Annotated in this window: 23 protein-coding genes and 1 tRNA gene; 6 read left to right on the top strand and 18 right to left on the bottom strand. The window is 62.7% G+C overall.

The annotated features are described in order from the left end of the window. Positions 1 to 21 precede the first annotated feature (21 nt). The 6 genes from RCH12_RS16910 (at position 22) to RCH12_RS16885 (ending at position 4,900) form a co-directional block, all read left to right on the top strand. Positions 22 to 93: transfer RNA gene (locus RCH12_RS16910), tRNA-Gln, on the top strand. A gap of 196 nt (positions 94 to 289) precedes the next feature. Continuing rightward, positions 290 to 484 (top strand): helix-turn-helix transcriptional regulator, encoded by a 195-nt coding sequence (locus RCH12_RS16905; protein WP_327017645.1) that lies wholly within the window; start codon positions 290 to 292, stop codon positions 482 to 484. After that, complete coding sequence (locus RCH12_RS16900) at positions 465 to 1,682, top strand: tyrosine-type recombinase/integrase (protein ID WP_327017644.1); 1,218 nt, start codon at positions 465 to 467, stop codon at positions 1,680 to 1,682. The genes RCH12_RS16905 and RCH12_RS16900 overlap by 20 nt, the downstream gene beginning before the upstream one ends. A 227-nt stretch (positions 1,683 to 1,909) precedes the next feature. Then, entirely contained in the window at positions 1,910 to 2,677 is a 768-nt protein-coding gene (locus RCH12_RS16895) for a DUF6414 family protein (protein ID WP_327017643.1), read from the top strand. Then, positions 2,667 to 3,869 (top strand): AAA family ATPase, encoded by a 1,203-nt coding sequence (locus tag RCH12_RS16890; protein WP_327017642.1) that lies wholly within the window; start codon positions 2,667 to 2,669, stop codon positions 3,867 to 3,869. The genes RCH12_RS16895 and RCH12_RS16890 overlap by 11 nt, the downstream gene beginning before the upstream one ends. A gap of 20 nt (positions 3,870 to 3,889) precedes the next feature. Next, on the top strand, positions 3,890 to 4,900 hold the full coding sequence (locus tag RCH12_RS16885; protein ID WP_327017641.1) for a hypothetical protein: 1,011 nt from the start codon (positions 3,890 to 3,892) through the stop codon (positions 4,898 to 4,900). 40 nt (positions 4,901 to 4,940) lie between these two features. Here RCH12_RS16885 and RCH12_RS16880 read toward each other — a convergent pair whose 3' ends face one another. The 18 genes from RCH12_RS16880 to RCH12_RS18580 form a co-directional block, all read right to left on the bottom strand. Then, positions 4,941 to 5,405, bottom strand: coding sequence for a hypothetical protein (locus RCH12_RS16880; protein ID WP_327017640.1), 465 nt, complete (start codon positions 5,403 to 5,405; stop codon positions 4,941 to 4,943). After that, positions 5,402 to 6,562 carry a hypothetical protein gene (locus RCH12_RS16875; RefSeq protein WP_327017639.1) on the bottom strand — a complete coding sequence of 387 codons (1,161 nt, stop codon included), beginning with the start codon at positions 6,560 to 6,562 and terminating at the stop codon, positions 5,402 to 5,404. Before RCH12_RS16875 ends, RCH12_RS16880 begins: the two co-directional genes overlap by 4 nt. Before the next feature lie 195 nt (positions 6,563 to 6,757). Continuing rightward, entirely contained in the window at positions 6,758 to 7,327 is a 570-nt protein-coding gene (locus RCH12_RS16870) for a hypothetical protein (protein ID WP_327017638.1), read from the bottom strand. Positions 7,328 to 7,347: 20 nt separating this feature from the next. Next, entirely contained in the window at positions 7,348 to 7,803 is a 456-nt protein-coding gene (locus tag RCH12_RS16865; protein ID WP_327017637.1) for a single-stranded DNA-binding protein, read from the bottom strand. A gap of 142 nt (positions 7,804 to 7,945) precedes the next feature. Beyond that, the gene (locus RCH12_RS16860; protein ID WP_327017636.1) at positions 7,946 to 9,757 is read right to left on the bottom strand and encodes a TraM recognition domain-containing protein; all 1,812 of its coding nucleotides are present in this window, start codon (positions 9,755 to 9,757) and stop codon (positions 7,946 to 7,948) included. A gap of 26 nt (positions 9,758 to 9,783) precedes the next feature. Beyond that, positions 9,784 to 10,779: a DNA-processing protein DprA gene (gene dprA, locus RCH12_RS16855; RefSeq protein WP_327017635.1), complete on the bottom strand. Its 996-nt coding sequence runs from the start codon at positions 10,777 to 10,779 to the stop codon at positions 9,784 to 9,786. A gap of 50 nt (positions 10,780 to 10,829) precedes the next feature. After that, the gene (locus RCH12_RS16850) at positions 10,830 to 12,317 is read right to left on the bottom strand and encodes an ATP-binding protein (RefSeq protein ID WP_327017634.1); all 1,488 of its coding nucleotides are present in this window, start codon (positions 12,315 to 12,317) and stop codon (positions 10,830 to 10,832) included. Further along, entirely contained in the window at positions 12,314 to 12,751 is a 438-nt protein-coding gene (locus RCH12_RS16845; protein ID WP_327017633.1) for a hypothetical protein, read from the bottom strand. Before RCH12_RS16845 ends, RCH12_RS16850 begins: the two co-directional genes overlap by 4 nt. Positions 12,752 to 12,793: 42 nt before the next feature. Further along, positions 12,794 to 14,257, bottom strand: a complete 1,464-nt coding sequence (locus tag RCH12_RS16840; RefSeq protein ID WP_327017632.1) for an SCO6880 family protein — start codon at positions 14,255 to 14,257, stop codon at positions 12,794 to 12,796. 2 nt (positions 14,258 to 14,259) lie between these two features. Next, entirely contained in the window at positions 14,260 to 15,651 is a 1,392-nt protein-coding gene (locus RCH12_RS16835) for a conjugal transfer protein TrbL (RefSeq protein WP_327017631.1), read from the bottom strand. Between the two features lie 31 nt (positions 15,652 to 15,682). Continuing rightward, positions 15,683 to 15,952 (bottom strand): DUF6112 family protein, encoded by a 270-nt coding sequence (locus RCH12_RS16830; RefSeq protein ID WP_103432436.1) that lies wholly within the window; start codon positions 15,950 to 15,952, stop codon positions 15,683 to 15,685. Between the two features lie 306 nt (positions 15,953 to 16,258). After that, on the bottom strand, positions 16,259 to 16,615 hold the full coding sequence (locus RCH12_RS16825; RefSeq protein ID WP_327017630.1) for an HIRAN domain-containing protein: 357 nt from the start codon (positions 16,613 to 16,615) through the stop codon (positions 16,259 to 16,261). 330 nt (positions 16,616 to 16,945) lie between these two features. Then, positions 16,946 to 17,212 carry a DUF6112 family protein gene (locus RCH12_RS16820; protein WP_327017629.1) on the bottom strand — a complete coding sequence of 89 codons (267 nt, stop codon included), beginning with the start codon at positions 17,210 to 17,212 and terminating at the stop codon, positions 16,946 to 16,948. A gap of 1 nt (position 17,213) precedes the next feature. Next, positions 17,214 to 18,380 (bottom strand): M23 family metallopeptidase, encoded by a 1,167-nt coding sequence (locus RCH12_RS16815; RefSeq protein ID WP_327017651.1) that lies wholly within the window; start codon positions 18,378 to 18,380, stop codon positions 17,214 to 17,216. A 7-nt stretch (positions 18,381 to 18,387) separates the two neighbouring features. After that, positions 18,388 to 19,041, bottom strand: a complete 654-nt coding sequence (locus RCH12_RS16810) for a hypothetical protein (protein WP_327017628.1) — start codon at positions 19,039 to 19,041, stop codon at positions 18,388 to 18,390. A gap of 1 nt (position 19,042) precedes the next feature. After that, positions 19,043 to 20,158 carry a ParB/RepB/Spo0J family partition protein gene (locus RCH12_RS16805; RefSeq protein WP_327017627.1) on the bottom strand — a complete coding sequence of 372 codons (1,116 nt, stop codon included), beginning with the start codon at positions 20,156 to 20,158 and terminating at the stop codon, positions 19,043 to 19,045. An 880-nt stretch (positions 20,159 to 21,038) separates the two neighbouring features. Further along, on the bottom strand, positions 21,039 to 21,212 hold the full coding sequence (locus RCH12_RS16800) for a hypothetical protein (RefSeq protein WP_327017626.1): 174 nt from the start codon (positions 21,210 to 21,212) through the stop codon (positions 21,039 to 21,041). A gap of 331 nt (positions 21,213 to 21,543) precedes the next feature. Next, positions 21,544 to 22,386: a bifunctional DNA primase/polymerase gene (locus tag RCH12_RS18580; RefSeq protein WP_442784587.1), complete on the bottom strand. Its 843-nt coding sequence runs from the start codon at positions 22,384 to 22,386 to the stop codon at positions 21,544 to 21,546. Positions 22,387 to 22,480: the final 94 nt, after the last annotated feature.

Below are 22,480 nucleotides of genomic sequence, written 5' to 3'. Positions count from 1 at the left end.
GCGGTCCTCGGACATCGCCATTGGGGTATGGTGTAATTGGCAACACGGATGATTCTGGTTCATTTGTTCTTGGTTCGAGTCCAGGTACCCCAGCAGTAACAGGCGCAGGATTCCGCGGCGAAACAGCCCATCGCCCCTCCTCCCGAACAGGCCCAAATCGGCCGCTGTGACCAGAAATGGACCAGAAACCCCCGTGCGAGGACCCTCCGGCACTATGTTGCCCGGGAGAGTACGGACCGGTCCCGGCTCAGTCGGATCGCTCACGGTGCAGCGCGCACACCTTCTGGGTATGGACGCGACGGCACAGATCACCACGACGTTTCTCACCCAGCGTGAGGTCGCGGAGTTACTCCGGCTGCCCGAGCGTACCCTGGAAGACTGGCGCCTGACCCACACGGGCCCGCCGTATCTTAAGCTCGGCCGGCACGTGCGCTACGACTTTCAGGACGTACTCGCCTGGGTTCATGAGCACCGCCATGGCTAGGCCACAGATCGCCGCCGGCGTGCTGGGCCCCATAACTGTAGGTGTCCTTCCGAACGGCCGGTATAGAGCCCGAGCATCCCTCCGTGACGACGGCGGCGCCCTGCATCGCCTTTCCGCGGTCGCTCATACTGATGAGAACGCGCGCGCAGACGTTCGACGGCAAGCGGCGGTGCTCGGTACCGGCGGCACCGGCGCTCTCTCGCCCAAGAACACGGTCGCCCAGGTGGTCGAACTCTGGCTCTCCCAGATCGCCGCCCGTGCGAAGACCGGCAGCATCACCTACTCCACATACGAATCGTATGAGACAACTGCGCGCCTCATCATCTTGCCCCGCTGCGGAGGAATCAAGCTCGACCGCCTCACCGTCGGCCGCTGCGACCGCATCCTCCAAAAGATACTCGAGGAAGAATCCATCTCGAAAGCACGCCACGCCCGCGCAGTGCTGAGCCTCATCTGCGGCTACGCCGTACGCGACGATGCGCTGCCCAGCAACCCGGTGCGTGACGTCCAGCGTCTGCCGACAACCCCGAAGAAGGAGTCCACGCTCACCACGGTGCAACTCAACGGCATTCGTGACCTCATGCAGGATTGGCGAGTCACGCGCGCGGACGGTCCCAGACCCAACTACCGCATTCTGGTCGACGGCATGGAAATCATGCTTGGCACCTCAATTCGGATCGGCGAATGCCTCGGCCTGCGCCGCTGCGACGTTGACATGACCAAGAGGCCACCAACCCTCGTCGTCAATGGCACCATCGTGAGCACAAAAGCGGAAGGCATTCACCGGAAGGACACACCTAAGCGCTCCCGACAGCGACGCAGCATCGCCTTGCCATTGATGGCGGCAGCGGCTGTGCGCCGACGGCTGGCGCTCGCTGAGCCCGACCCGGAGGCGTCACTATTTCCAACTAAGACCGGACGCGCACTGAGTGTCAGCAATTACGAGCGCCTGTTGCGCGCATTCATTGCCGACGAGCGCGCGAGCCTGATCAAGCTGGGAGTGGACTTGGACGAGTACACCACTCATATCTACCGACGCACAGCCGCAACACTCGTCGAGCGGGCCGCTGGTATCACGCTGGCTTCTCGACTCCTAGGCCACGCGAACGAACAGACAACGCGGAACAGCTATGTGGTCACGGCTGACCAAGTCGACATCGTGACTGCCGAGATTCTTGATGAAGTGCTTGGGGCATGAGGAGGCTTCATCAGAGGTCGCCGATTGCTCCGTGATCGGGGTCCCTCGGTTTAGAGGCTTCGTGGCCGTATCGACCATCGTCCTGGGACGGTCGCTGCTGTCGTGTCGCGAGTCATAAGGCAACGGGGCTGTCAGCGGTCGCCGATAAGGTGATTCTCAAGCCCCGACCAGTAACCCTCCCTGTCTCCATACAAGGAGCAGCCCGGCCAATCAACGAAGGCACAGGTATGACGAAGCGTGTTCACGATTCCAGCAACTCCCTAATCAAAAGCGTGTACTTCGATGAGGAGTCCGCTTCTGACTTGCTTGACGTGTCGGCAGGAGGAAAGACGTCTGCGACAACAGAGCAGGTAAAAGAGCGCTTCGCCGACATCCACAGCAAGGCCGAAGCCGGCGTGGCAGCCAAGCTCAGCTGGTTCCCATTCTTTGGGGGCTCAGCAGATGTCAGCGCCGGCGTCAGCGCATCGAGCCTGGGGCGAAGCATTCTCAATAAGACGCTGTCGAACACGATACTTACTGATTATCTAGCCAAAGCCGACGACCACGACGGTGTCAAGCGCCTCACAGATTTGCAGGTCGTGGCACGCAAGGATTCGGCAGCCTTCATGAAGATGTTCACGCCATACATGGCGATGCTCAGGATGGATGACCTTCCAATAAACCTGGCGGGGCTGGGAGACGCACTCGAGGCAGCAAAGGGATACTACGAACTTGTGGGGGAAGATCCGAGTGGGACCAAGTGCATCCTAAGGTTCAATATTCGGGCGTTCCGGAACAGCTATGGGCTTGCTGACCTGGGCAGGATGCAACTCGTGTTCCATGGCATTCTCGTCGGCAGGGCATACGAAGCCAGTCTCACGATGGCCGCGGAGATGGCTCCCGGCGACGACGCGCCGGTTAATGTTCGGGATGTCCTTGATGACCCCGAAACGAAGGATGATGGTCGGCTAGAGGTCTACGACGTTCTCTTGGCAGGCGTCGAATATGCCAACTGAAACCAAGGTCATCGTTTACTACGGACCTTTGACCTGGTTTGAGCAGCTCGTCGGTAAGAAGAAAAAGAAGGAAGGCTTGCTGGAAGCCGTATTTGCACGTGATGAACGCCTTCGTCAGCTGCGGGTCGTGCTGCCAGATCAGGATGACACCGCGGCAGAGAATACTGCTCACCGGAAGCGTCCGAAGCGCCTAGTCGCCGAATCTGGCGATTACGCGAGTTTGCAAGAACATGCAATCACAAACTTTCCTGGTTTGGTCCAGGCCCAAAACCCGCGAGAACTGCACCTTCACAATCCACCAGAGCAAGTACACGAGCACTTGAGAAGAATCTTTCCTCGAGGGTTCCAGGTTCTTCGCTATGAATACCCTTCGGTCACACGCAGAACACTCGTGCAGTTTCGCGATGAGTTCGCACAGCACCTCGTCGGGCAGGAGAACGTGAAAGAATCGCTCTTGGCGGCTCTGTATCCGCTAACTCGGGAGACTCGCACAAAGCCGGTGGTCGTCATGCTGTACGGACCATCCGGAGTCGGTAAGACGGAGACAGCACAATTTCTGAACGGGTTGCTCGGCGGAACTCTCATGCGCAAGCAGTTTTCGATGTTTCACAATGAGAAATTTGCGTCATATCTGTTCGGTGGTGGACACGCTGAGTCTTCGTTTGCACATGACTTGCTAGATCGAGAGTCAGGGGTCGTCCTCCTCGCTGAGTTCGACAAAGCAGCGTCTGTGTTTCACAGCGCGTTTTATCAGTTCTTCGACGGTGGCGTATTCCAGGACAAGAACTACAGGGTCGACGTTGGGCGATCGCTCATTGTATGCACATCAAACTACGGCTCTGAGAAAGGGATTCAGGATGCCCTCGGTGATGCCCTCTTCTCGAGGTTCGACGCTCTCATCAAGTTCGAGCCCCTTTCCAATCACGGAATTACTGCTGTCATCGACCGCCTCGTTGAGGGGCGGTTCGAGACGCTAGAAGCGGATGAGCGGGAGGCCGTCAACGCGACGAAGGTGAAGGAGATGATGTATCGTCTTGGCGCGCGCGCGAGTAACGTCCGAAAGCTTGGCAAGATAACAGACGAGCTGATTTCGACTCTTCTGGTTCGTGCCGTCCTCGACCAAGATCCAACAACCACTCCGCTCACCACTACAAGCTCGGGCCCTACTGTGCATGGCGGGGCCACGCTCTGAACCGCTGAAATGATTGACGTATGAGCAATATCGTTACTCCTGCAGTCGGCCGCGGCGTGGAGCCATTCTCGATCACGATTTCGCATGTCGAGGAGGACGGCGCGGCGCACGCGGTGCTCGTGTTTCTGGAGCAAGAGTGCAACCTGGTCGGGTGGATTGTGCAAGAGGTCCTAGCGCTGCTCCCCAACAGGGAAATATGGCGGTTGACTCTCACAGGCGATGTCGCAGCAACAGTTAACGAAATCCAAGGTCGCTCAATGGCCAGCGCTTACACCACAGACCGAGGCACCGGGCATGTGGGTGGCGTCACGCTGCCGAGAGCGGACGGGACATTCGACATCGTCATTGGAATAGAGCACCTTGTCAATCCGATCGGGGATTCTCTTGAATTCGCGCGCCTCGCCGACAACGCCATCGCGACGGGGCGTCACCTCGGAAGGCACGAGGCCGGCCACGTGCTACTCAGCCTGCGTGGCGAATCCGCCGAGAACTATCGTGACCTGCCCTCATTGGATCCGATAGCTGCGGGACTCGCCCCCGCCGTTGCCGCCTTCATGGAAGATTTTCGAATCGAAAGGCACGTCCGCGAGCACGCACCGCCCGTATTTTCGCATCTCGACGGTCTACAGGGCTCACTAGAGCACCTATCGTCAGAGCTCATGGCGGCGAAAGCTTCCTGGAGTAGCAACTTTGAGGAAGCCATCGACCGCAGCGACAAGGTGATCGGTGACTTCGTCCGCGTAATCTCGTACCTTTCCGCCGAACTCGGACTGGATATCGACGGGCAGCCTGTGGTCCCGAACACAGCACCATTACATTGGGATCGCTATCTCGGGAATGAGTGGCTCGAATGGAGTGCAGCTTTTCACAGGCTCCGCCCGGTCGACGAAGTCATGGCCCTCAACGAGCTGTCTGAAGTCCTCGGTGAGCTGTGTGAGCTAGTTGTAGATTGGGCAGCGGAGATCGGCTATGCGCGAGGCCACGCTGAGGACGGAAGAGAGTATGCCTATTGGACTGAGGACAAATACTGACGCGGTTGAATCGACCGAAAGGAACGGTCGCTTAGATTCTCTAGAAGAGCAGGCCGTCCGCCACCGTTTGTGTTGTCGGCAGTTCCCCGCGGTCCGTGGCGTAGAAATATAGACGAGCCCGCAGCTCCCGCTTGTGCGGCTTTGACAGCCCCCGAAAGTCTACGAAACAGTGCCCAGGAGCCCTTGCTTGGCCCTCGGAAACCGCGCATAGAGAGTCATCGACAACGTGGCGCCCTGACGCGATCGCCTCGCCTACCGTAACTCCCCAGACGCCAAGTGAGGGGCTTTTGGCGTTATGCGTGTGCCAGTCCCGCGACTCTTGTGGTGTCCCCTTGGTCGAGCGTGCGTACGAGGGCATGTCCCGGTCAGCAGTGGCGGGACCGAACGCGTCGGTCTTGAGCTTGTCTCCGTCGAGCATGTGTTGCGTCATCTGCCGGTACAGAAGCTCTTCCGCATTGTGCATCAGCCGCTCTCCGTCCAGCAGCTCGACGTCCGGGGCGGTCATGCCTTTTCCGCCTCTACGAAAGCGATCGCAACAGTCAGGTCCTTCGTTACCGCGTGCTCGCCTGTGCTCTGAGTGCGCAGCAAGGAAAACAATTCGAACGTCGCATCGGGAAGAACTTCCACGCTTCGGACTCTGGCCGGGTCGGCCCACTCCACAAGCACTCCGCCCTCCTCAGTGGGAAACACGCCGGGACGTTCGATTTGGGCGTGATCGACAGCTCGGAGCAGCATCTGAGAGGCGTCCAGCGCTATGGAGGTAATCTGTTCGCCGCCGCCGTCCTCCCATCCGGGAGGCAGTGACGCGAATTCACTAAGACGCGCACCCCATGCAGTGTCATCGAACTGGACGCGCTGTATGGAGCTCACTTCCTTGAAGCGGAAAGGTTTGCCACCTTTCGACTGGAGTGTGCCCGAAATGCGGGTGAGTGGGCCCACTTCTGTGGAGTTGACCACTTCACGAAAATCCTCGAGAAGCTCCGGTGTTTGGCGATACCAGCCGTGTACCTGGCTGCCGTCTGCAATCACGATCGTGAACTTCTGGTCATCTGCGTCCAAGATGGTCACGCGACCAACGAGGCTCTCCTCCGTTGCTTGAAGCCCATTCGTCGCTGGCACGGGATCCGTGTGGACGAGGAAGTCTTCGATGCGCGACAACTGGTCCACCGCGAGTTTGCGTGTTTCGACGGTGATCGACACGGGATTGGCGTCAGGCGAATCTGGATAGAACTCGATACTTTGTGAAGGCCCGAGCGTGAGTCCGATTTGCGAGACCGCTTCTCGGAAGTCACTGTCTTCCTGTAAGGAGAGCGCAGGTAGCTCGGGAATCGGAGCACCAGAGTACGCGGCTACTATGATCGCGTCGGCCGCGTCCTGGGCTTCTGATTGGTAATGAACGTAGACCTGGTTTTGCTCGAAGGCCAAGAAGACATCGGCGCTGCCTTCGTCTATGCGCTCGATGGTGAGGCTAACCGAATTGCGAAGGTCGCTCGGTAGTTCCATATCGGGATTCTCACGCCGCCACTCGGCCACGGCCGCGATGCGAACGACATCCTGGTACTTCTGCAGCTCCACGAGCGAGTCAACGGGAAGACGTCCTCCGTCGAAGCGGGCACCGGTAAGGCGCACACGCTTCACACCCGGTTTTCGCTTATCTCCCACATCGGACATGTTAGTGGCGTGGCGCCTCTCCGCGAGACCTTCTCTCCTTGTCCGGACGGGTATCTCGCCACAGCATGGTGGCTAGGGACAGGTCGAGGTGCGGCCAGATAGTTCTCAGGTCTCTTCACAATGAAACCTGTTGATGGGGCCAACCTTGGCATTCAGTGCGAAAGAAGATCCCTAGACCGGAACCGCCTAGCCTTGTGCGGGCAAAGGAGAAACGCTGCGAGAATAGAAATCGACCTCGAGTTCGCGACGTCTACTTACGTCGTTGATAACGAATAGCGCAAAGTCCTCGTCGCGATCATCGATCATCACTTCTTCGACTGCGTGGGCGGGAGGTTCACCAGGCCAGGCCGTCTGACGGGTCGGTCTGTCGCGTTCCAGGCGCGTCCCCGATGTCGATACCCAGTCGTGGAGTCGTTGGCGGGCGTCGGCGAAGTCGCGGTGCCAGCCGAGTGGTGCCGACCCGTGCTGGTCGGGGTCGTAGGCGCAGAGCCAATGGAGGTGCAACGCGGAGAGCTCCCAGACGAGTTCCGGGTGGCGGTGCCAGAAGGGCGGTACGACGGAGGCCGGGAGTCCATACGTCCGGCGCAGCCAATTCACCCACCGGTTGAGCTCGATCCACTCGACCTCGGCTTCGTCGGCGGTGAGTAGGTTCCAGTTGACGGGATGTGGCGGCTCTGCCGTGAGCGGCCCGTCGAGATCGTCGAATGAGTCCGCGGCGAACGCGTCGTTTTGATCATCGGGGACCCACTCGTCCATTGGAGCAGACATGGACGACTTCACATCCCGAGCGCGGCAGAGTGAGCCTGGGGGAGCCGGGGCACTCGTCGCGTGACGTTGTGTGCAGTGCGTGCGTTCAGTTCCTCTGAGGGCGCAGCGCGGCGGGCACGATCGACCTCGTAGTTCGTGCGGGCGAGGTCGTGGCCGATCTTCTTCGCGATGAACTCCTCTCGCTCGATGACCTCGCCTTCGCGCTCCACTTGGAAGCTGCGAACGTAACCCTCAGCTACAAAGCTGTCACCCTTCGCGAACCTAGTGAGCGCCCGCTCAGCGGTTGCCCGGTAAGCGACAAGGTCGTGGAAGGTGGGCTCGAGTGGGGTGAAGCCCCCTTCCTCGCGGCGGAAGTGCGGCTGGCCGACGCGCACGTAGAAGCGCGTGTCGCCGTTCTCGGTGACCGACTGTTGCGGTTCCGAGGCGATGAAGCCTGATAACGACTGCTGCGTGTGAAGTGTCATGGGACTCAACCTCCTGTGACTGGGCGGACCGTGCTGATCCGCGCTCACTACAAGGTGTGACGTCGCACACACAGCGAAGGTGACCAGGCGAGTGACTTCGACCGCGGCATCCATTTCGGCGACGCAGGGTGGGGCGACGCTGTCACTCTGATTGGCTGGCCGACGGTTGCGCGGGCTCCTTCGGGGCAGGCCTACGCATCAACGTTTCGATATCTGCCCGGTTCGCGAGCAGAGTTTTCGCATCGGGACGCGTCGTCCACATCTGCAAGCTCGCGATGACGGGCGGGACCGCACGGAGCATAATTAGGCCGGTCCCGAACGGGAGGGTGCGGATAGTATCCGGCGGCATGATCGGGACGCGACGGATGGAGCGCTGTGCTGAGCGTGAACCGCGATCACCGATGGTGGTCGAGTCGGTGGACTCATCACGCTCGCCGATTAGTGTTGAGAGATCGTGTAGGTCACGAGAGTTGGATGCTCCACCGAGCACGACCTTGACGATCGACGAGTCCCAGATTGTGCCGGCTGCGTTCTCGCTCCACTTCGTGCGTGCCTGTGCCAGCGACTGCAGCACGGGCATGGTGGTGATGCCTGTGCCGCCGCCTTCCGCCATCAGATTGGGGAGCGAGGGGAGGGGGGCCAGGTTGCCTATTTCGTCGAGTGCGAGGAGTAGGGGCGGGTCTAGTCGAGCGCCCGCGCTGCGAGCGGCCAGGCGGCGGGCGGTCTCGACGAGGTCCTCGACGAAGGCCGAGACGAGGGCGGCAGAGTTGTTTGAGCCTGCGCCTGTTGCGAGCAAGTACAGGGTGCTGTTGCTGCGCAGGAATTCCTCCGGGTCGAAGCTCTCGCCTTCTCCCGGTGAGACGGCATCCAGTACTCGTGGGTCGGCGAGTGCGCCGAGCGAGAGGGAGACGCCCTGCCAGATTGAGTCGCGTGTTCGTGGGTCGGCCTCCAGCATCGCCTGTAGTGAGTCGCCCCATCCTGTGGCGGCCGCGGGAGTGCTGAGCAGGATAGCGACCGCGTCGTGGGCTGCAGCGGGGTCGAGGGTCCAGCGGAAGAGCTCGGCGGGCGTGCGGTCGTCGAGGGCGGCGGCGTGCAGTAGGGCCTGTAGGGCCGTGCGTGTCTTCGCCTCCCAGAATCCACCCCCGTCGACGCCTCCGGCCGCGAGGCCGGTTCCGGCTGCCAATCCCGTCGCGCGGATCATCGCGGTGAGAGGGTCTTCGCAGCCTCGGACCGGCGACCAGCGCAGTCCCGCCGGCACTCCGAGGGCGAGCTGTTGCGGATCGAACACTGCGACCGGGCCGGTCTGCTGGCGCGCTCGGAGCGTCGCTGTGAGGTTGTCAGGGCGGGTGGACGTGGTCACGACTGGCCCGGGGGAGTCGAGGATGGCGTTGATGACGAGGTGTGCGCCCTTGCCGGAGCGCGGTGGGCCGATGACGAGGATGGAGTCCTCGACGCTGGCCCAGACGTCGATACCTCGTGATCGTCCGATGCGATAGCCGAGATCCGTAGGTTTCGCGGTCGATAGGGCCGGACGAAGATGCGCAGCGCGACGCATGAGCGCTTTGCTGGATGCCGCTCGCAGGACATCGTTACGTGTCGCAATTCCGGGGATGCGGTACGGATCGATCGGTGCTGCCCGTTGCGGATCGTGAAGCATCCGCCACAGCCAGGTCCCGGCTGCGCCAACGACAACGGCCATGATGCTGGCCGTCAGCCAGTAGGCAAGCGGGTGGAGCCCAGGAGCCTGCATGGCGACTGATGGGTTGCCCGGGTCAAGGAGGACGGAGAGTCCGGTTTCGGGCCCGCCAGCCGGTTGCACGATACCTGTCGCCCAGGCCGCAACGGTACCCGCCAGCCGCAGAAGGAGCGCAAGTACTGCTGAGCACATCAGGAGTCCGATGCCGAGATTTGCGAGCTCGTCGCCGAGCGAGCCCTGAGTTCGGGGTGTGCTCACCGGCGCTCTCCCTTCATGTAGATCGCCTACAGGCGGAGATCCGTACCGCTTCGACTGAATCGTCGCGTGGGTAAGTAGGTGAAGGTCCGGTCTCCTGAGAAGCCAGCTGAGGCATCCAGTAAGTCCGTCACGTCCTGGGCGTCGACCACGAGGCTTGCGACCCCTTCCTGGATTAGGCGGTGGCAGCCTGCGCTCGCCGGGCTGGTGACCGGCCCAGGAACCGCGCCCACTGGTCGGCCCAACGAGTGAGCTTGCGCAGCCACGTTCAACGAACCAGATCGATGTCCAGCCTCAACGACGACAGTCGCGCCCGAGAGGGCTGCGAGGATCCGATTCCGTTGGAGGAAACGCCACCGAGTCGGGGCGGAGCCGGGCGGAAGTTCGCTCAGGAGTAGGCCGCCGCTTTGTTCGATGCGCTCAAAGAGTTGCTCGTGGCCCGCTGGGTAGAGTCGGTCGAGCCCGCCGGCCAGTACGGCGACCGTGGACCCGGGATAGGACACCGTGGCTGCTCGATGGGCTGATCCATCGATGCCATACGCACCGCCGGAAAGGATCACCCGGCCCTGCGATGCGAGCTCTGAGGCGAGCTCGGTAGCCACTTGGCTGCCGTACGCCGTTGCGGCCCGGGAACCCACGATGGTCACGCGGCCAGGGAGGGGTGCCGAGAGTTGACTCGGGGCGCCTTTGAGCCAGAGAGCGATGGGCGCGGTGGCGCCGAGCTGCTGCAGTTCGCCGGGCCAGTCGACGTCCTCAGGAGTCAGAAGCCGAATGTCGTGGTGCTCCATGTCGAGGTTAATGCGGTCGATCTGCCCCGGGTCGATGCGGGGAGCCAGTCGCCGTCGCCAGAGTTCGCCTTCGGCGGGTTCGACGCCGTTCGGAAGCCGATCGCCGGAGGTGATGAGCTGCATGGTCGCCGCTGCGCCGAGACGGGCGACTAGTGTCCCCGTGATGACGTCACTCGGCTCGGAGAGCGCCGCAAGCACCATCCTCGCTTCTCGCTCTTCGCTCACATTCTTGACCATCGGAATGGCTCCTTGTTCTGGGTGGGAAAATCCGCCCTGGGGACGCACGGTTACCGACTCGCGGACATCCGTGCGGTTGTGTCGAAGGCCTCGAGCTCGCTGGGGTGCAGCTGGTGCTGCACCACGAAGCTGCGGTCCTTGACGCGCCAGAGACCTTGACCTGTCCCGAGCGCGGGGAGCAGCTGCTGCTCTGTTCCACTGAGCCCCAGGGCGCTCGCCGTGGACCCGAGCTGGTCCGGTTCCTGGCGGTAAACAATGCGAGTCTCGGCGTTGGCCAGCAGCGACGATGCGAGTGCGCGCATTGCAGATCCGGAGTCGCCAACGTTGTCGAGGTCGCTGAGTTTGTGGAAGACGAGCATGTTTGCAATCCCGAAGTGTCGGGCTAGGCGCCACTGGGCGTCCATGCGGCGTAAGAGTGCCGGGTAGGCCATGAGGCGCCAGGCTTCGTCGTAGATGACCCATCGTTGGCCGCCGGCCGGATCGGCAAGTGCGGCTTCCATCCATGCGGATGAGCAGGTCATGAGCACGGAGATGAGCGTTGAGTTCTCGGCGACCCGCGACAGGTCGAGCGAGACCATAGGCAAGGAGGGATCGAAACGCACTGTAGACGGACCGTCGAAGAGCCCAGCGAGGTCGCCCGCGACGAGCCTCCGCAACGCATGGCCGACAAGACGTCCATCCTCTGCGAGCCGACCCTCGTCGTCCTCAGGGTTCGGGGCGAGGATACGGTCCACGACCATCGGTAGGATCGGCACCTCAGCGCTTCGAACCGCATCCGCCAGGGCGAGGTCGATGGCGGTGTGCTCGAGCGGACTGAGCACTCGATCGAGCACTGTCTCGGCGAGCGCTCCAATGAGCTCGCGACGCCGGGACGCGAGCTGTGCCGCCCACTCGGCGTCTGTAGCGGATGCCGCCCGGTGACCTTCGTCGAGTGGGTTCAGCCTGTTGCGCAGCCCGTGCCCGAGGATGATCGCCTTGCCGCCGACGGCTTCGGCCACGACGGTGTGCTCACCCTTCGGATCGCCAGGCACGTAAACCCGGCGGCCAAACGGGAGGGAGCGGGTATAGAGCGACTTCGCGAGAGATGACTTGCCCGAACCAACGATGCCGGCGAGGACGATGTTCGGGGCGGTAATCATTCCGCGTTGGTAGAGCACCCACGGGTCGTAGACGAAGGAGCCACCCGAATAGAGGTCCTGCCCGACGAAGACACCGGCCGAGCCCAGTCCGGCCTCGGCGAGGAAAGGATAGTGACCCGACAGAGTAGCGGAGGTGTCCTGGTGCTTCGGGAGCCGGAGCCGACCGGGCATCCGCAGTTGTGCGGGACCTGGCTCACCGCCGGCGGCAAGGTATTCGGCTGATCGCGCCTCGTCCCGTTCGGCCTGCCACTGCGTGCGCGCCTCCAGATGCCTCGCTCGCCGTGCATCAGCCACGATCTGTGCCGCTGAGCGTTTGCGCGCCTGGCGGTCGCGCCGAACTTCTCCGTGCGGCTCAAGCAGGTGAGTGGTGTGCAGGTGTTCGTCCGTTGAGTTCTTCACAGCGAGACCGCCTGCGCTGACTTGGCGCTTGATCGGGCTTGAGTGCTGGCCCAGGTTGCGGCGGGCTGGCATGACTGGGCTCGCTGGGCGGATGGCATCCTTGGGGTCCGGGCAAGATTCGGTTCAGGTTCATCGGGATATCGGCGTAATAGCGACACGTAGCCGAATTGTTTGCTGTAGGTCAGCGCGTAGGGCGATCCGTCGTCTTCGATAATCCGATCTGTCCGCCCCGCCGGGATCCGGTCGTAGACATACCCGTTGGTGAGAGCAGCGTCAATCGTCTCGTCTCCGTAGTCCCACTGTTGTAGGTGCTCGATCGCTGCGATGACGCCCCTGCGATCGATCATGCCGATCACTGCGTCGGCCTCATCTCCCTGTAAGAAGACGACACTGATCCAACGAGGTTCGGCGGTCCTCAGTCCTTCGTCAAACATCTCAACTCCAATCGATCGCTTCAGGAGACAGGTGCGCATCGGTCACACGCTTCGGCAGAGGGGCAGCGCTGCGGCAGTGAACGCCTGTGCCTGTTGACCGACGAGCAGGCGCGTCTCGCACGAGCTCTGGATGGCTGCCTGCTCGATCGACGCCACCGCGGCGTCGAGCTCGTCGACAGTGGATGCGGTCACGCACACGAGGCCGGTTGCGCGAACAATGCCGTGGCCGGCGGTGAGCTCTGCCTCCTGCTGAAGCACGTCTTCGTACTCCGCGGTTGAACTGGCATCTTCGATCTGGCCGATCCGCCTGCGTTGGTGGGCATCGCTGATGAGCTCGGTCTTCTTCTTGCGGAGGTCCCGCGCGGCCTGATCCGCGCGGACGGGGAGATAGTGCAGCGAAAGCGTGCGGAGAACTCCGTTCGTGAAGACGAGGGGCGACAGGAAGCCGGGGAACACCTGCGACCGGGGCCATTCACTGATCCACAAGACCGCGTGGAATGCACTGTCTGTGCGCAGACGGTCCCAGCTCTCGGTGACGGCGACCGGGCCAGCCGTGGCGAGCGACCGTCCAACGTCAGGATGCCGTTCCAGGTCGACGCCCACCGCGGGGTCATACGCTGTTCGCAATATCTTGGCGAGATCATCGGCGGTGAGCCAGCTTCCGACGGAGAGGTCAGCGGACCGCAGCGCTCCCGTCAACGCCGTCATCTCTTGGCGGAGTACCGCTGCTGCACCGCGCATGCCGCCGCCCTGAGTTCGGATTTGGCGCGTCGCCGAAGCAAGGTCGACAGAGAGACTAATCGTGGTCGCGTGACGTTCGCCGGCCGGGCCGGCCCTCCCGATGAGATCCCGGTACGTGACCGCAGCCCACCCGCCGTCATCGATGCCATGTTGTTCCCACCACTCGGCGAGCCCGGTTCCTGAATCAGGCAGTGTGCGTTCCGACACCTGCAGACGTGCGATGCGTCCTGACCTGCACGCACCCGCGAGTACACGCCCCCAACCGGTCACCCTCCGATGCTGCTCACCGGGGTCGAGCAGAGCGAATGCCGGGTGCGACACCGCCACGATCGCGGTGAGAGTCTTTGCGTGCGGATCGTGGATCATCACCGCCCCGGTCTCGGGATCGTTCCATTCGCGAAGGGCGGCCGCGTCGCCCGGAAGGGACAGCGTTCCAACGGGGCGGGGCCGGATAATTCGGCGCCGGTAGGTCAATTGGCGGTAGGCGACGCGCCACATCCACCATGTGCCGACCGGCAACCACTCGACGAGCTTGCGGCCGCGGATCGAGACACCCGCGATGACCGCGGTGGTCACCCAGACGGGACTTGTCCACGCGAGGCCGGAGGCGCCAGCTGCGTAGAGCGCTGCTACGAGAGTGAGCATCCCGATCGACAGTGCAATCAACTGTGGCAGCGACAGGCTCAGGACGATGCCGCGTTTGGTCAGACGGGAGAATTGAACGGGGGACAGCTGGTACTTGGCGCGGTTCTCGTCGGCGTCCATAACTAAACGTCCTTACGGCCGGGTCCGGATGCCGAAGCGGGGGCCTCGGCTAGGGGCGTGGGGGTTCTTGGCTGCATGGGTTCGGGTTCCGGCGCAGGTGCGCTCGGTCCGGCGGCGTCACCGACTGCCTGTGTGTGAGTGTCGGCAGTCTGTCCGAGCGCGTTGCCGAGTCCTGGTCCGGCCTCTGCGGCGGCGACGGCGACTGCTGCTCCAGCCACGATTCCTGCACTGCCCACCCCGGCTGCTGCTCCCGCACTGCCAGCTCCGGCTCCAGCACTCGCGCCGCCTGATGATGCAGGGCTGGACGCTCCGGCAGTGAGGCCGGGGCTCCCGGTCGGCGGAGCGGTGGTAGGTCCTGGCCCAGATGGAGAATTGCTCGCTGTCTGAGCGGTTCGAGCCGTTGCCCCCTTCTCGTCTCCTCCGCTCTGGCCAAGAATTTTCTTGGCGCTTTCTGCCATTGGTGCGGCAGGCACAGGCACTGGACGGTTCAGGGCCGATTTCGCTTCCTGCTCACTCGACATGGCGTGGTACATGTCGAACCCGACGAAGCTGATGAACTTGTAGGTGATGTACGGCGCGAACGCAGCGACGAACATGAGCACGATCCCAGCGATCGGATCGCTGATCGAGGCGAGATCGGCGTCGATTGGGGCCGAGACTTGCGCGACCGCAACCAAGAAGATCACGACGAGCACGAGTTTCGACAGGATAAGCGCGATAACGAAGGCGACCCATTTCGCGAACCATCCTTTGGCGGCATCCCACGTCGCGCCGGCGAGGGCAATCGGCCCGAAGACGATCGCAACCAGCAGCAGCGCCTTGCGGATAAGGAGTGAGAACCAGACGATAGCCGCGGCGCTGATCGCCAGCGCAGACAGGAAGATCGTCACGATCGCGCCGACGCCGGGAGCAGCGACGTTAATGGCTGTGAGGCCGGCGGGGAGCAGAGCGATGCGGTCGCCCATCCCTTCCATGGTGTTGCCGCTTGCCTGAACGATTCCGATCGTCAGTTGATCAGTGATCTCGAGCAGCAAGGCTGTGATGGTGATGAGAACGAAAGCACCGAGCACTGACTTGGCGAGGCCGGTGGCGGCGCGGGCAAGCGCGGTCGGGTCGCGATGGATGAGCCCAGTAATGAGTTGCAGGCAGAAGAGCACGAGGGTGACGAAGACAGCGACGCCGAAGAGCACGTTGTAGACGTCGATGTAGCCAGGGTCGGTGACGTCGACGAGGGTGGTCGTGTCGAAGGCGGCCCACACCGACTCGAACAGCCAGGCGGCGGCTGAGCCCATCGCGTTGGCCAGCCAATCGAACGGTGCCGAGACGAGAGAGGCCGTGCCTTCGCCGACGGCATCGCACACGCTCGCGATCACCGGCACATCGCACACGCTCATTGGCTCGCCTCACTCATGCCCTGGGTCACGGTCAGACGGCCTGGCCGACGCCCCAGAAGAAGTTGACCAGCGTCACAGCGGCGCCGCAGATGATAGCCGCGCCGCATGACACGAGCACGCCGGTTTTTCCGCGCGAAGCGAGGTGAGGGTTAGATGAGTTGGCCCCGAAGCCCCAGACGATGGCCGCGACAATCAAGGCGAGCACGCTCAGGACCAGGCCGATGGTCATTACCGCGCCCACAATGGTGCGCAATTGGTCGATGCCGGGCAGGCCCGTCCCGTTCGGATCAATGTCGATCACTGGAAGCTCCCTAGCTCGATGGGTGAGGTCGAGTAAGAGGAGCGCACCAGTTCCCACGGCAAGTGTTTAGGAGAGTCTGTGCACAGCTTCATTGCCCGGCTTGCGCCGACAATGAGCTCCTGGGTGTGGTGGCCGAATGCTGCCGCTGTTTGGTTGTGCATACAGAGCCAAAGGCGTGGATCCACCTAGGCGAGGGAGGAATGCAGCGCCGCGCTGTCAAGACGGTTCGAGCAGGGATCTCAAGCAAGAGTGCGAGACTAGCTGCCGGTTGCCGCGCCGTAGTGATTTGGCGAGCGAAGTGCTAATTCATAGGACGAGCTTGCGTGCCTTGACGTACTGCCGGAGCGAGGGGATGGACGGAACATCGACCCAAAGCCGGATGCTGTTTCCCAAGACACCCGCGCCGCTGACAGTGAAGGCAACCTCGGGTAGTTCGTCGAGAAGCGGCGCGATGCTGGCCGCCTTCGCGGCAGAGATATAGCCGACCTTACGACCCTGACCGTAGATCGCGATTGCGTTCCCGTCGTGGCGATTCTTGGGTTCGCGGCGAAGCTGGTATTCGGTGCCGCCGAAACGTTCGCGGTTCGCATCGCTGACAACGAAGGCGGAACCCTTGACGCGGTAGCGGGTGGAAGGGATGTCCCGAAGGTCGGCCACATGCACCGGGTCAAGTTCTACCGGGGCGGGCGCGGACGCCCGAGTCGACGTCTTGGAGGAACTGCTTGCAGCGACCGGCCCGGGGATAGGCCGGACAGGAGCAGATCGGGAGACTGGTGTCGAGGGCTTCGACGTTCGTCGCAGCGCGTCAGAACGTGGAAATAGCAAGCGACCGGCGCCCCAAAGAACGAACGCAACGAAAGCCAACAAGACAATTGCTACTAGCCACTCCATGGAGCTGAGCTTAGCTAGCGCACTATCCCGCGGTAATACCCAGCACTGGGCTCGTTGGCCTGCAGAGCTCGAGAGCAACTGTTCTCGGGGCCAGCGCTCTAGTCAGAGCCCTTGACCGATATCGATTAGGAAATTGACCCAAGCGACACCGGCACCGGCCAGGGCTGCTGCACCGCAGGCGACCCAGAGCCCGGTGCGAGCGCGGACGGCAGTTTGAAAGTTGCCGCTCGCGGAGGCGAGCGCCCAAGTGACGCCAGTGATGATCATCATGAGTACCGAGATCATGAGCACAAAGGTGAGCATGGCGCCGACGATGTTCTGCAATTCTTCGGCGCCACCGACTGCTCCAAAGTCAGGGAAGACATCCATTTCATACCGCCCTTTCTGGCGTGCATACTGCCGTGGTGACCGCTGTACCCGCGACACCTGCGGCGCCGTTCTCGGCGAGCCACTGCTCTGCATTGACAGCAGGTTGGTCTGCTCCGCCCGGGTGGATTTCGAGGTGTAGGTGGGGGCCGGTCGACTTGCCCGCTGAGCCGACATCACCGATGTGCTGGCCGGCTGCAACGCTGTCACCCTCGGTCACCAGGATGCCCGCTTTGTACATGTGGGCGTAGTACGAGGTGACTCGCTCGCCGCCGACAGTGTGGTCGACGACGATCAGGCCTCCGTAGGTACCGCGTTGGCCGGCGAAGCTGACAATGCCGTCGGCGACCGCGAGGATCGGCGTCCCCGCGGGCGCCGCGAGGTCACTTCCGGCGTGGAACCTAGATTCACCGCTGTAGGGGTCGGTCCGCATCCCGAAGCTGTCTGTCTTTGTGTACGTGCCCTCGGGGAGCGGGAACGCCACCTGTGATGTCTCGGGGACTGCCTCGTCGAAACCTGCGGCGCTCGCCGACTGCGGTCGAGTCAACGCGGCGAGGATCGACTCTGCGACGGGCTGAAAGTTCTGGTATCGGTCCGGATAGGCGCTGACTTCGACGGCCTGCGCGGCCGCGCCCGGATCGAGCAACTGCCAACCCGGGATGTCAAGCAGGCCGCGAGGCGACCCGCGATTCGGCCCGGAGAGCCCACCGAAGAATGCCCGTGCCTGGTAGTCCGGATCCATGAGCTCGGCCACCGTTCCCCACCCTGAAACAGATCTCATCTGAAACAGGCCGAGGGAATCATGATCGGAGCCGTGTCCGTCATTTGAATAATTTGCTGACTCCGGATACGCGCTGGTGTTAGCCAGCATCCGGAGCGTGGACTCCGTGAGCGCGGCCATCAACGCGATGAGTGCGCCTTCGCGCCCGACCCCGGGGGTCTGCGCACCTACCGTGGCGATCGTCGCGGCGTGGGTGAGCTGGTTCTTGTTTAAAGTGATCGAACGGCCATCGCGTGTCTGGGCTGTCAGCGACTCGGGCACACTGCCGACAGCGAGGGAACCCGAACCGCATGACCTCGCCGCCGGGTTCATAAGGGTGGCCACGCTCACCAGCCCGATGGTGGGGCCAACAAGTATGAGCACCGCAACAAGGACTATGAGCTTCTTCATCACTCAATCACTTCAGAGGACGGTCGAGCTGCGAAAGCCGAAGGAGCATACACGGCTTGCCCTCCCGGCATGCAACGAAAATTGTGAACGCCACCGGACGCTCTGTGCGGATGACTTCGGTATTCCACGTACCCACTCGGTGACTAGTTCCCGTGATCGTTAGCGCCGCTGCACCTGATGGAAGCTGCCCCGCGGTGGCTTGTTGCAGCGCAGTGGACCACGACTCGGGAATGGCGATTGACTCCACGTCCAGCCGTTGTTGGGTTCCGTAAGCACTAAGGCGCTCCCACATCTCAGGGCTGGGCAGGTAACCCCGAACATCGGATGCCAAGGCTGGCGCTTCTTCCGCGTCGGCGACATCGAGCGGAACCTGTGCCCATTGGGCCGGGCCACCCTCGTGCCGGGTGTCCCAGTTGAACAGAGCACGAGCCACGCTGCGTACGAAGAGCTCGGCGTTTGACGTCACGAGCACCGGCCGAGGTTTACCGGCGCGTTCAGGCGAGACCGACGGGACCGATGTCTGGACCGCAGGCCGGTCCAGGTGACTCGTCTTCTCGGGGCCTCTGATCAGGCCATACAGGCCGATCGCCATGAGCAGAATCAGCGTGAGGCCGCCGCAGATGACTACGATGATGAAACGGCGCTGGGGAACGAAGGGCATTTCAGACCCTCAGATCCAGGTGACGCAGTGCCTCTTGTGCCGGATCATCGGCTTGTCGAGAGCTGACTTGATCGAGGGAAACGTCGCGCATACGGCGCAGCTGCTCAGCAAAAGCGATGGTGCCTGCAAGTGTCTCTTCGAACTGCGCCAATTGCCCATCCGTGAGCTGGGCCGAGATTACCTCGACGTCGTAGCGCAGCCACCATCCACCCAGATCGTGCCAAAGGAAGACGAACGAACGGACGGGAAGTTTCGCGTCGGCGGTGGCAGGCGATCGGGTCTTCTTGGACTTGGTTGCGGTTTTGGCACGCGCTAGCGCATCTTGAGCCAGACGTTCCAGGTCTGCATCCGCGGTCATCGGAGCAGCGGTTTGGACCCGTGTTGCACCCATCGACGAGGCTTCGCGGATGCCCGCGGGTTGTGCCGGATCCATGGCCAGCCGCTCGAGTTCGAGTACAGCGACTTGAGTCTTCATCCGGTGGTGTGAAGCCGACACGGACCCTCCGTCTTGAATCAAGGCGAGTTCAGCTCCTGCGCGACTACGCAGCTCCTCGTCGACACTCTGGTCAGCCGCGATCCGCTGCAGGTCGCCGATGCGCTCGAGCGTCGTGTATGAGCGACGCCCGGTTACGAAAAGAGCTGCTTGTGCGCGGGCATCGCCGCTGAGTGTGGTCAACGGTGCCGCCACGGTGGCGGCACCATCTGATCGGGGATTCTCTTTCTCTGAGCCAAATCGTGAGGCTTCCTGTCGGCGGCTCGCGTCCTCGGCCAAGAGAATCTTGACCTCACGGTAGAGGGTGGCTGCCTCAGTGGGGTTGAGCGCCTTGTGAAGCGCATTTTCGTCCTGCTCGGCAAGCAACCGAGTCAGTTGCTCAGAGATTCCGGAGCGGACCCAGACGTTTAGCTTGCGCACCCCCAGCTGCCGAAGTGCGGCGAGCCGGCGCGCTCCGCATACGAGCGTGCCGTCGGGTGTAACCGTGATCGGCTGTAGAAGCCCCTGCCGCTCAATGGAGGCCGCGAGCAGGTCGATGTCGCCGAGGTCAGTGCGATGCCGCGAACCTATCCGGATCGAGTCGATCGATCGTTCCAGCTCAATGTGGCCGGGCGTGTTGGTCATGCCCGTACTCCGGGTGCGTTCGCCGCGATGTCGGAAACGAGGTCGTCGTCGCGAAGGAGAGTACGAAGTGGCTCGCCGATAAGCAACCGAAGCAGGATGCCGCGGCTAGCAGCGGTGTGTGCTTGCAGCGGATCGCAGTTCCCTAAGAGAGCTCGAAGCATGGACATCCACGCCCGTTGGGGAATGTCTAGGTGCGCGCGGGCGGAGTAGTCGCGGCGCAGAGACTCGAAGGCAGAGGTGCGTGATTGGGAGTCCGCGAGCCGGCTACAAATGTAATCAACGCCGCTTCGTGCTCGGTCAGACTCCCAGCCCAGCAGTGTGAACAGCATGATTGCGTCCTCGACAGCCGGTTCCACTTCGGGTCGTGGAGATCCATCGGTCTGCGGGTCGGCGGAATCCGTGCGGAATGCCGGGTGATACTCCGGTAGAGGGTGCTCCCGATCACTGAAGCGCTCGGCATCGTGGTACCCCGAGATCTTGCGTCGGCGTGCTTGGTGCACCGAGCACAGTAGACCCTGAGCGCGTTCCTCCGCAATACAGGTCACCTGCACTGCTCTCGTCACGATTGCCCAGGGATCGTCGGCGCGCAACGCCGACGGTGCTCGCATTGCGTCGTACGCCGCCGCGGCTGCCTCCCAGGGATCCAGGCCGTGTCGGTGCGCCAGGGCTGCGTAGCGTTTGGCGGCGTATCGCATCAGCTCGGATGCCTCGGGGTCAGTTCTCCAGCCGAGGCCACCGTCAGCCTGCAGCCGGGTGAGCACCGTTCGCAGTCCCTCGGAGTCGTGGAACGCCCTCGAATCTGCTCCTCGGTGTGTGGTCCATTCCATCACGGCACCTCCCTTCGGATCGGTGTGCGTCGTCGCACTGGTGGCCGTTGAGATCAGGGTCGACCGAGCCCGGGGCGTGAGACCTGGGGCTGGTCGTTCCGCTGCCCGAACCCGGAGAGCGGCGGAAGCTTGCTGGTGCGGTCGCGTATGGCGCGGCGGGTGGTGGCCGGGGTCCTGCGCATCCGGCGCGCAAGCTCTGCCTCGAAGTCGATGCCGCGAGCGGCCATGCGCCCGGTGCTACTGCTGAGTAGATCCGAAGCGCGAACCCAGTTGACATCGCCACCTGGCGAGCGCCTTTCCTTGCCGGTGAAGAGTGACCGTCTGTCCGCTCCGTCGTGTGAAGCCGATAGATCAGAGCGACCTGGATCCTCTGCGGGCAATGGAACCTGCGGCTGCGTTTCGCCGAGGGTCTCGATAGCTGCTGATTCGCCTACCTCGTCGAACTCATCCCTAGCCATGGCTTTGGTCCTCCCTCATTTCGATGGTTTGACCTACAGGAGTGTCGACACTTACCTGGTCGGCAACGCTCCGAGGAATGCAAGACCGCGAATGCGCACGTCAACCAAGGCATGGCGGGTCACCTCGCCCGCGTATCGGAGTTGTCGGGTCACACCGTTGCTCGCTCCGTGCGCCGGACGCATGTGGGGCGGCCTGCCGGCTCGCGGACCGAATGGTCGCTGTGATTTCCGCGGTCGGCAGCCCTGCGGTCTCTGCAGCGGGAGCCAGCGCAGCGTTGATATCCGCGGGCACAAACCCAGCCTCCACAAGCCGGCAGGCCGCCCAGAACAGGCCTCTGTTTCGTTCGCCTTCGGCGAGGTTGCTGACCCACTGCGCCAGTCGCTGAGGCTCAGCCGAGGCGAGCACCTCCGGCCTCGATACCGCCCGAGGCGGTCTGGGTGCCAAGAACTCCCGGAGGGCGATGGCGTCGACGGGCTTCGAGCCTGGCGCTGATAGCGAGTCGAGGCGGTAGCTGAATCGACCGTTGGGTGTCGCCAGTCTCGAGGGAGGCACAATGACGTAGCCACCGTCGCCACGAAAGTCGATGTGTGCGGCAGCAGCTTGCCAGCATCGTTGAGGGCGGCTTAGCAGTGCGGGGAAGTAGACGTGCATCCCGCGGGAAGGGGTACGCACCCGGGCCATTTCACTGTCGACGAGCCCGGCGGCACTCGCACGCGCATAGGCGACGAAACCCGAACTCGCGGCTGTGACGTCGATGTCGACCACATCGAAACCGGACGGGCTGCCCGTCGGCATCCCGATATTTGCAGAGGGCCAGCGGGCCCACCAAGCCCGCACTTGGTCTAAGTCAGCGCTTGCTTCGTGAAAACCGGCATGAGTGAGCGGACGTTTGCCCTCTCTGGCACACGGGAAGATCGGGATGGCCGCCCGGGCGAAGGACAGCCCTACGTGTCAGGGTGAGTTGAGGCCAGTAGCTCAGAGCAAGTCCGCCGTTTGACGTAGGGCGAGAATCAGGAAGTCCCACCATGTCCAGCCC

The sequence above is a fragment of the Cryobacterium sp. MP_3.1 genome (assembly GCF_035984795.1).
GTDB lineage: Bacteria > Actinomycetota > Actinomycetes > Actinomycetales > Microbacteriaceae > Cryobacterium > Cryobacterium zongtaii.
The sequence above is the reverse complement of the archived record's forward strand: the minus strand, read 5'-3'. Positions and strand labels throughout refer to the sequence as shown.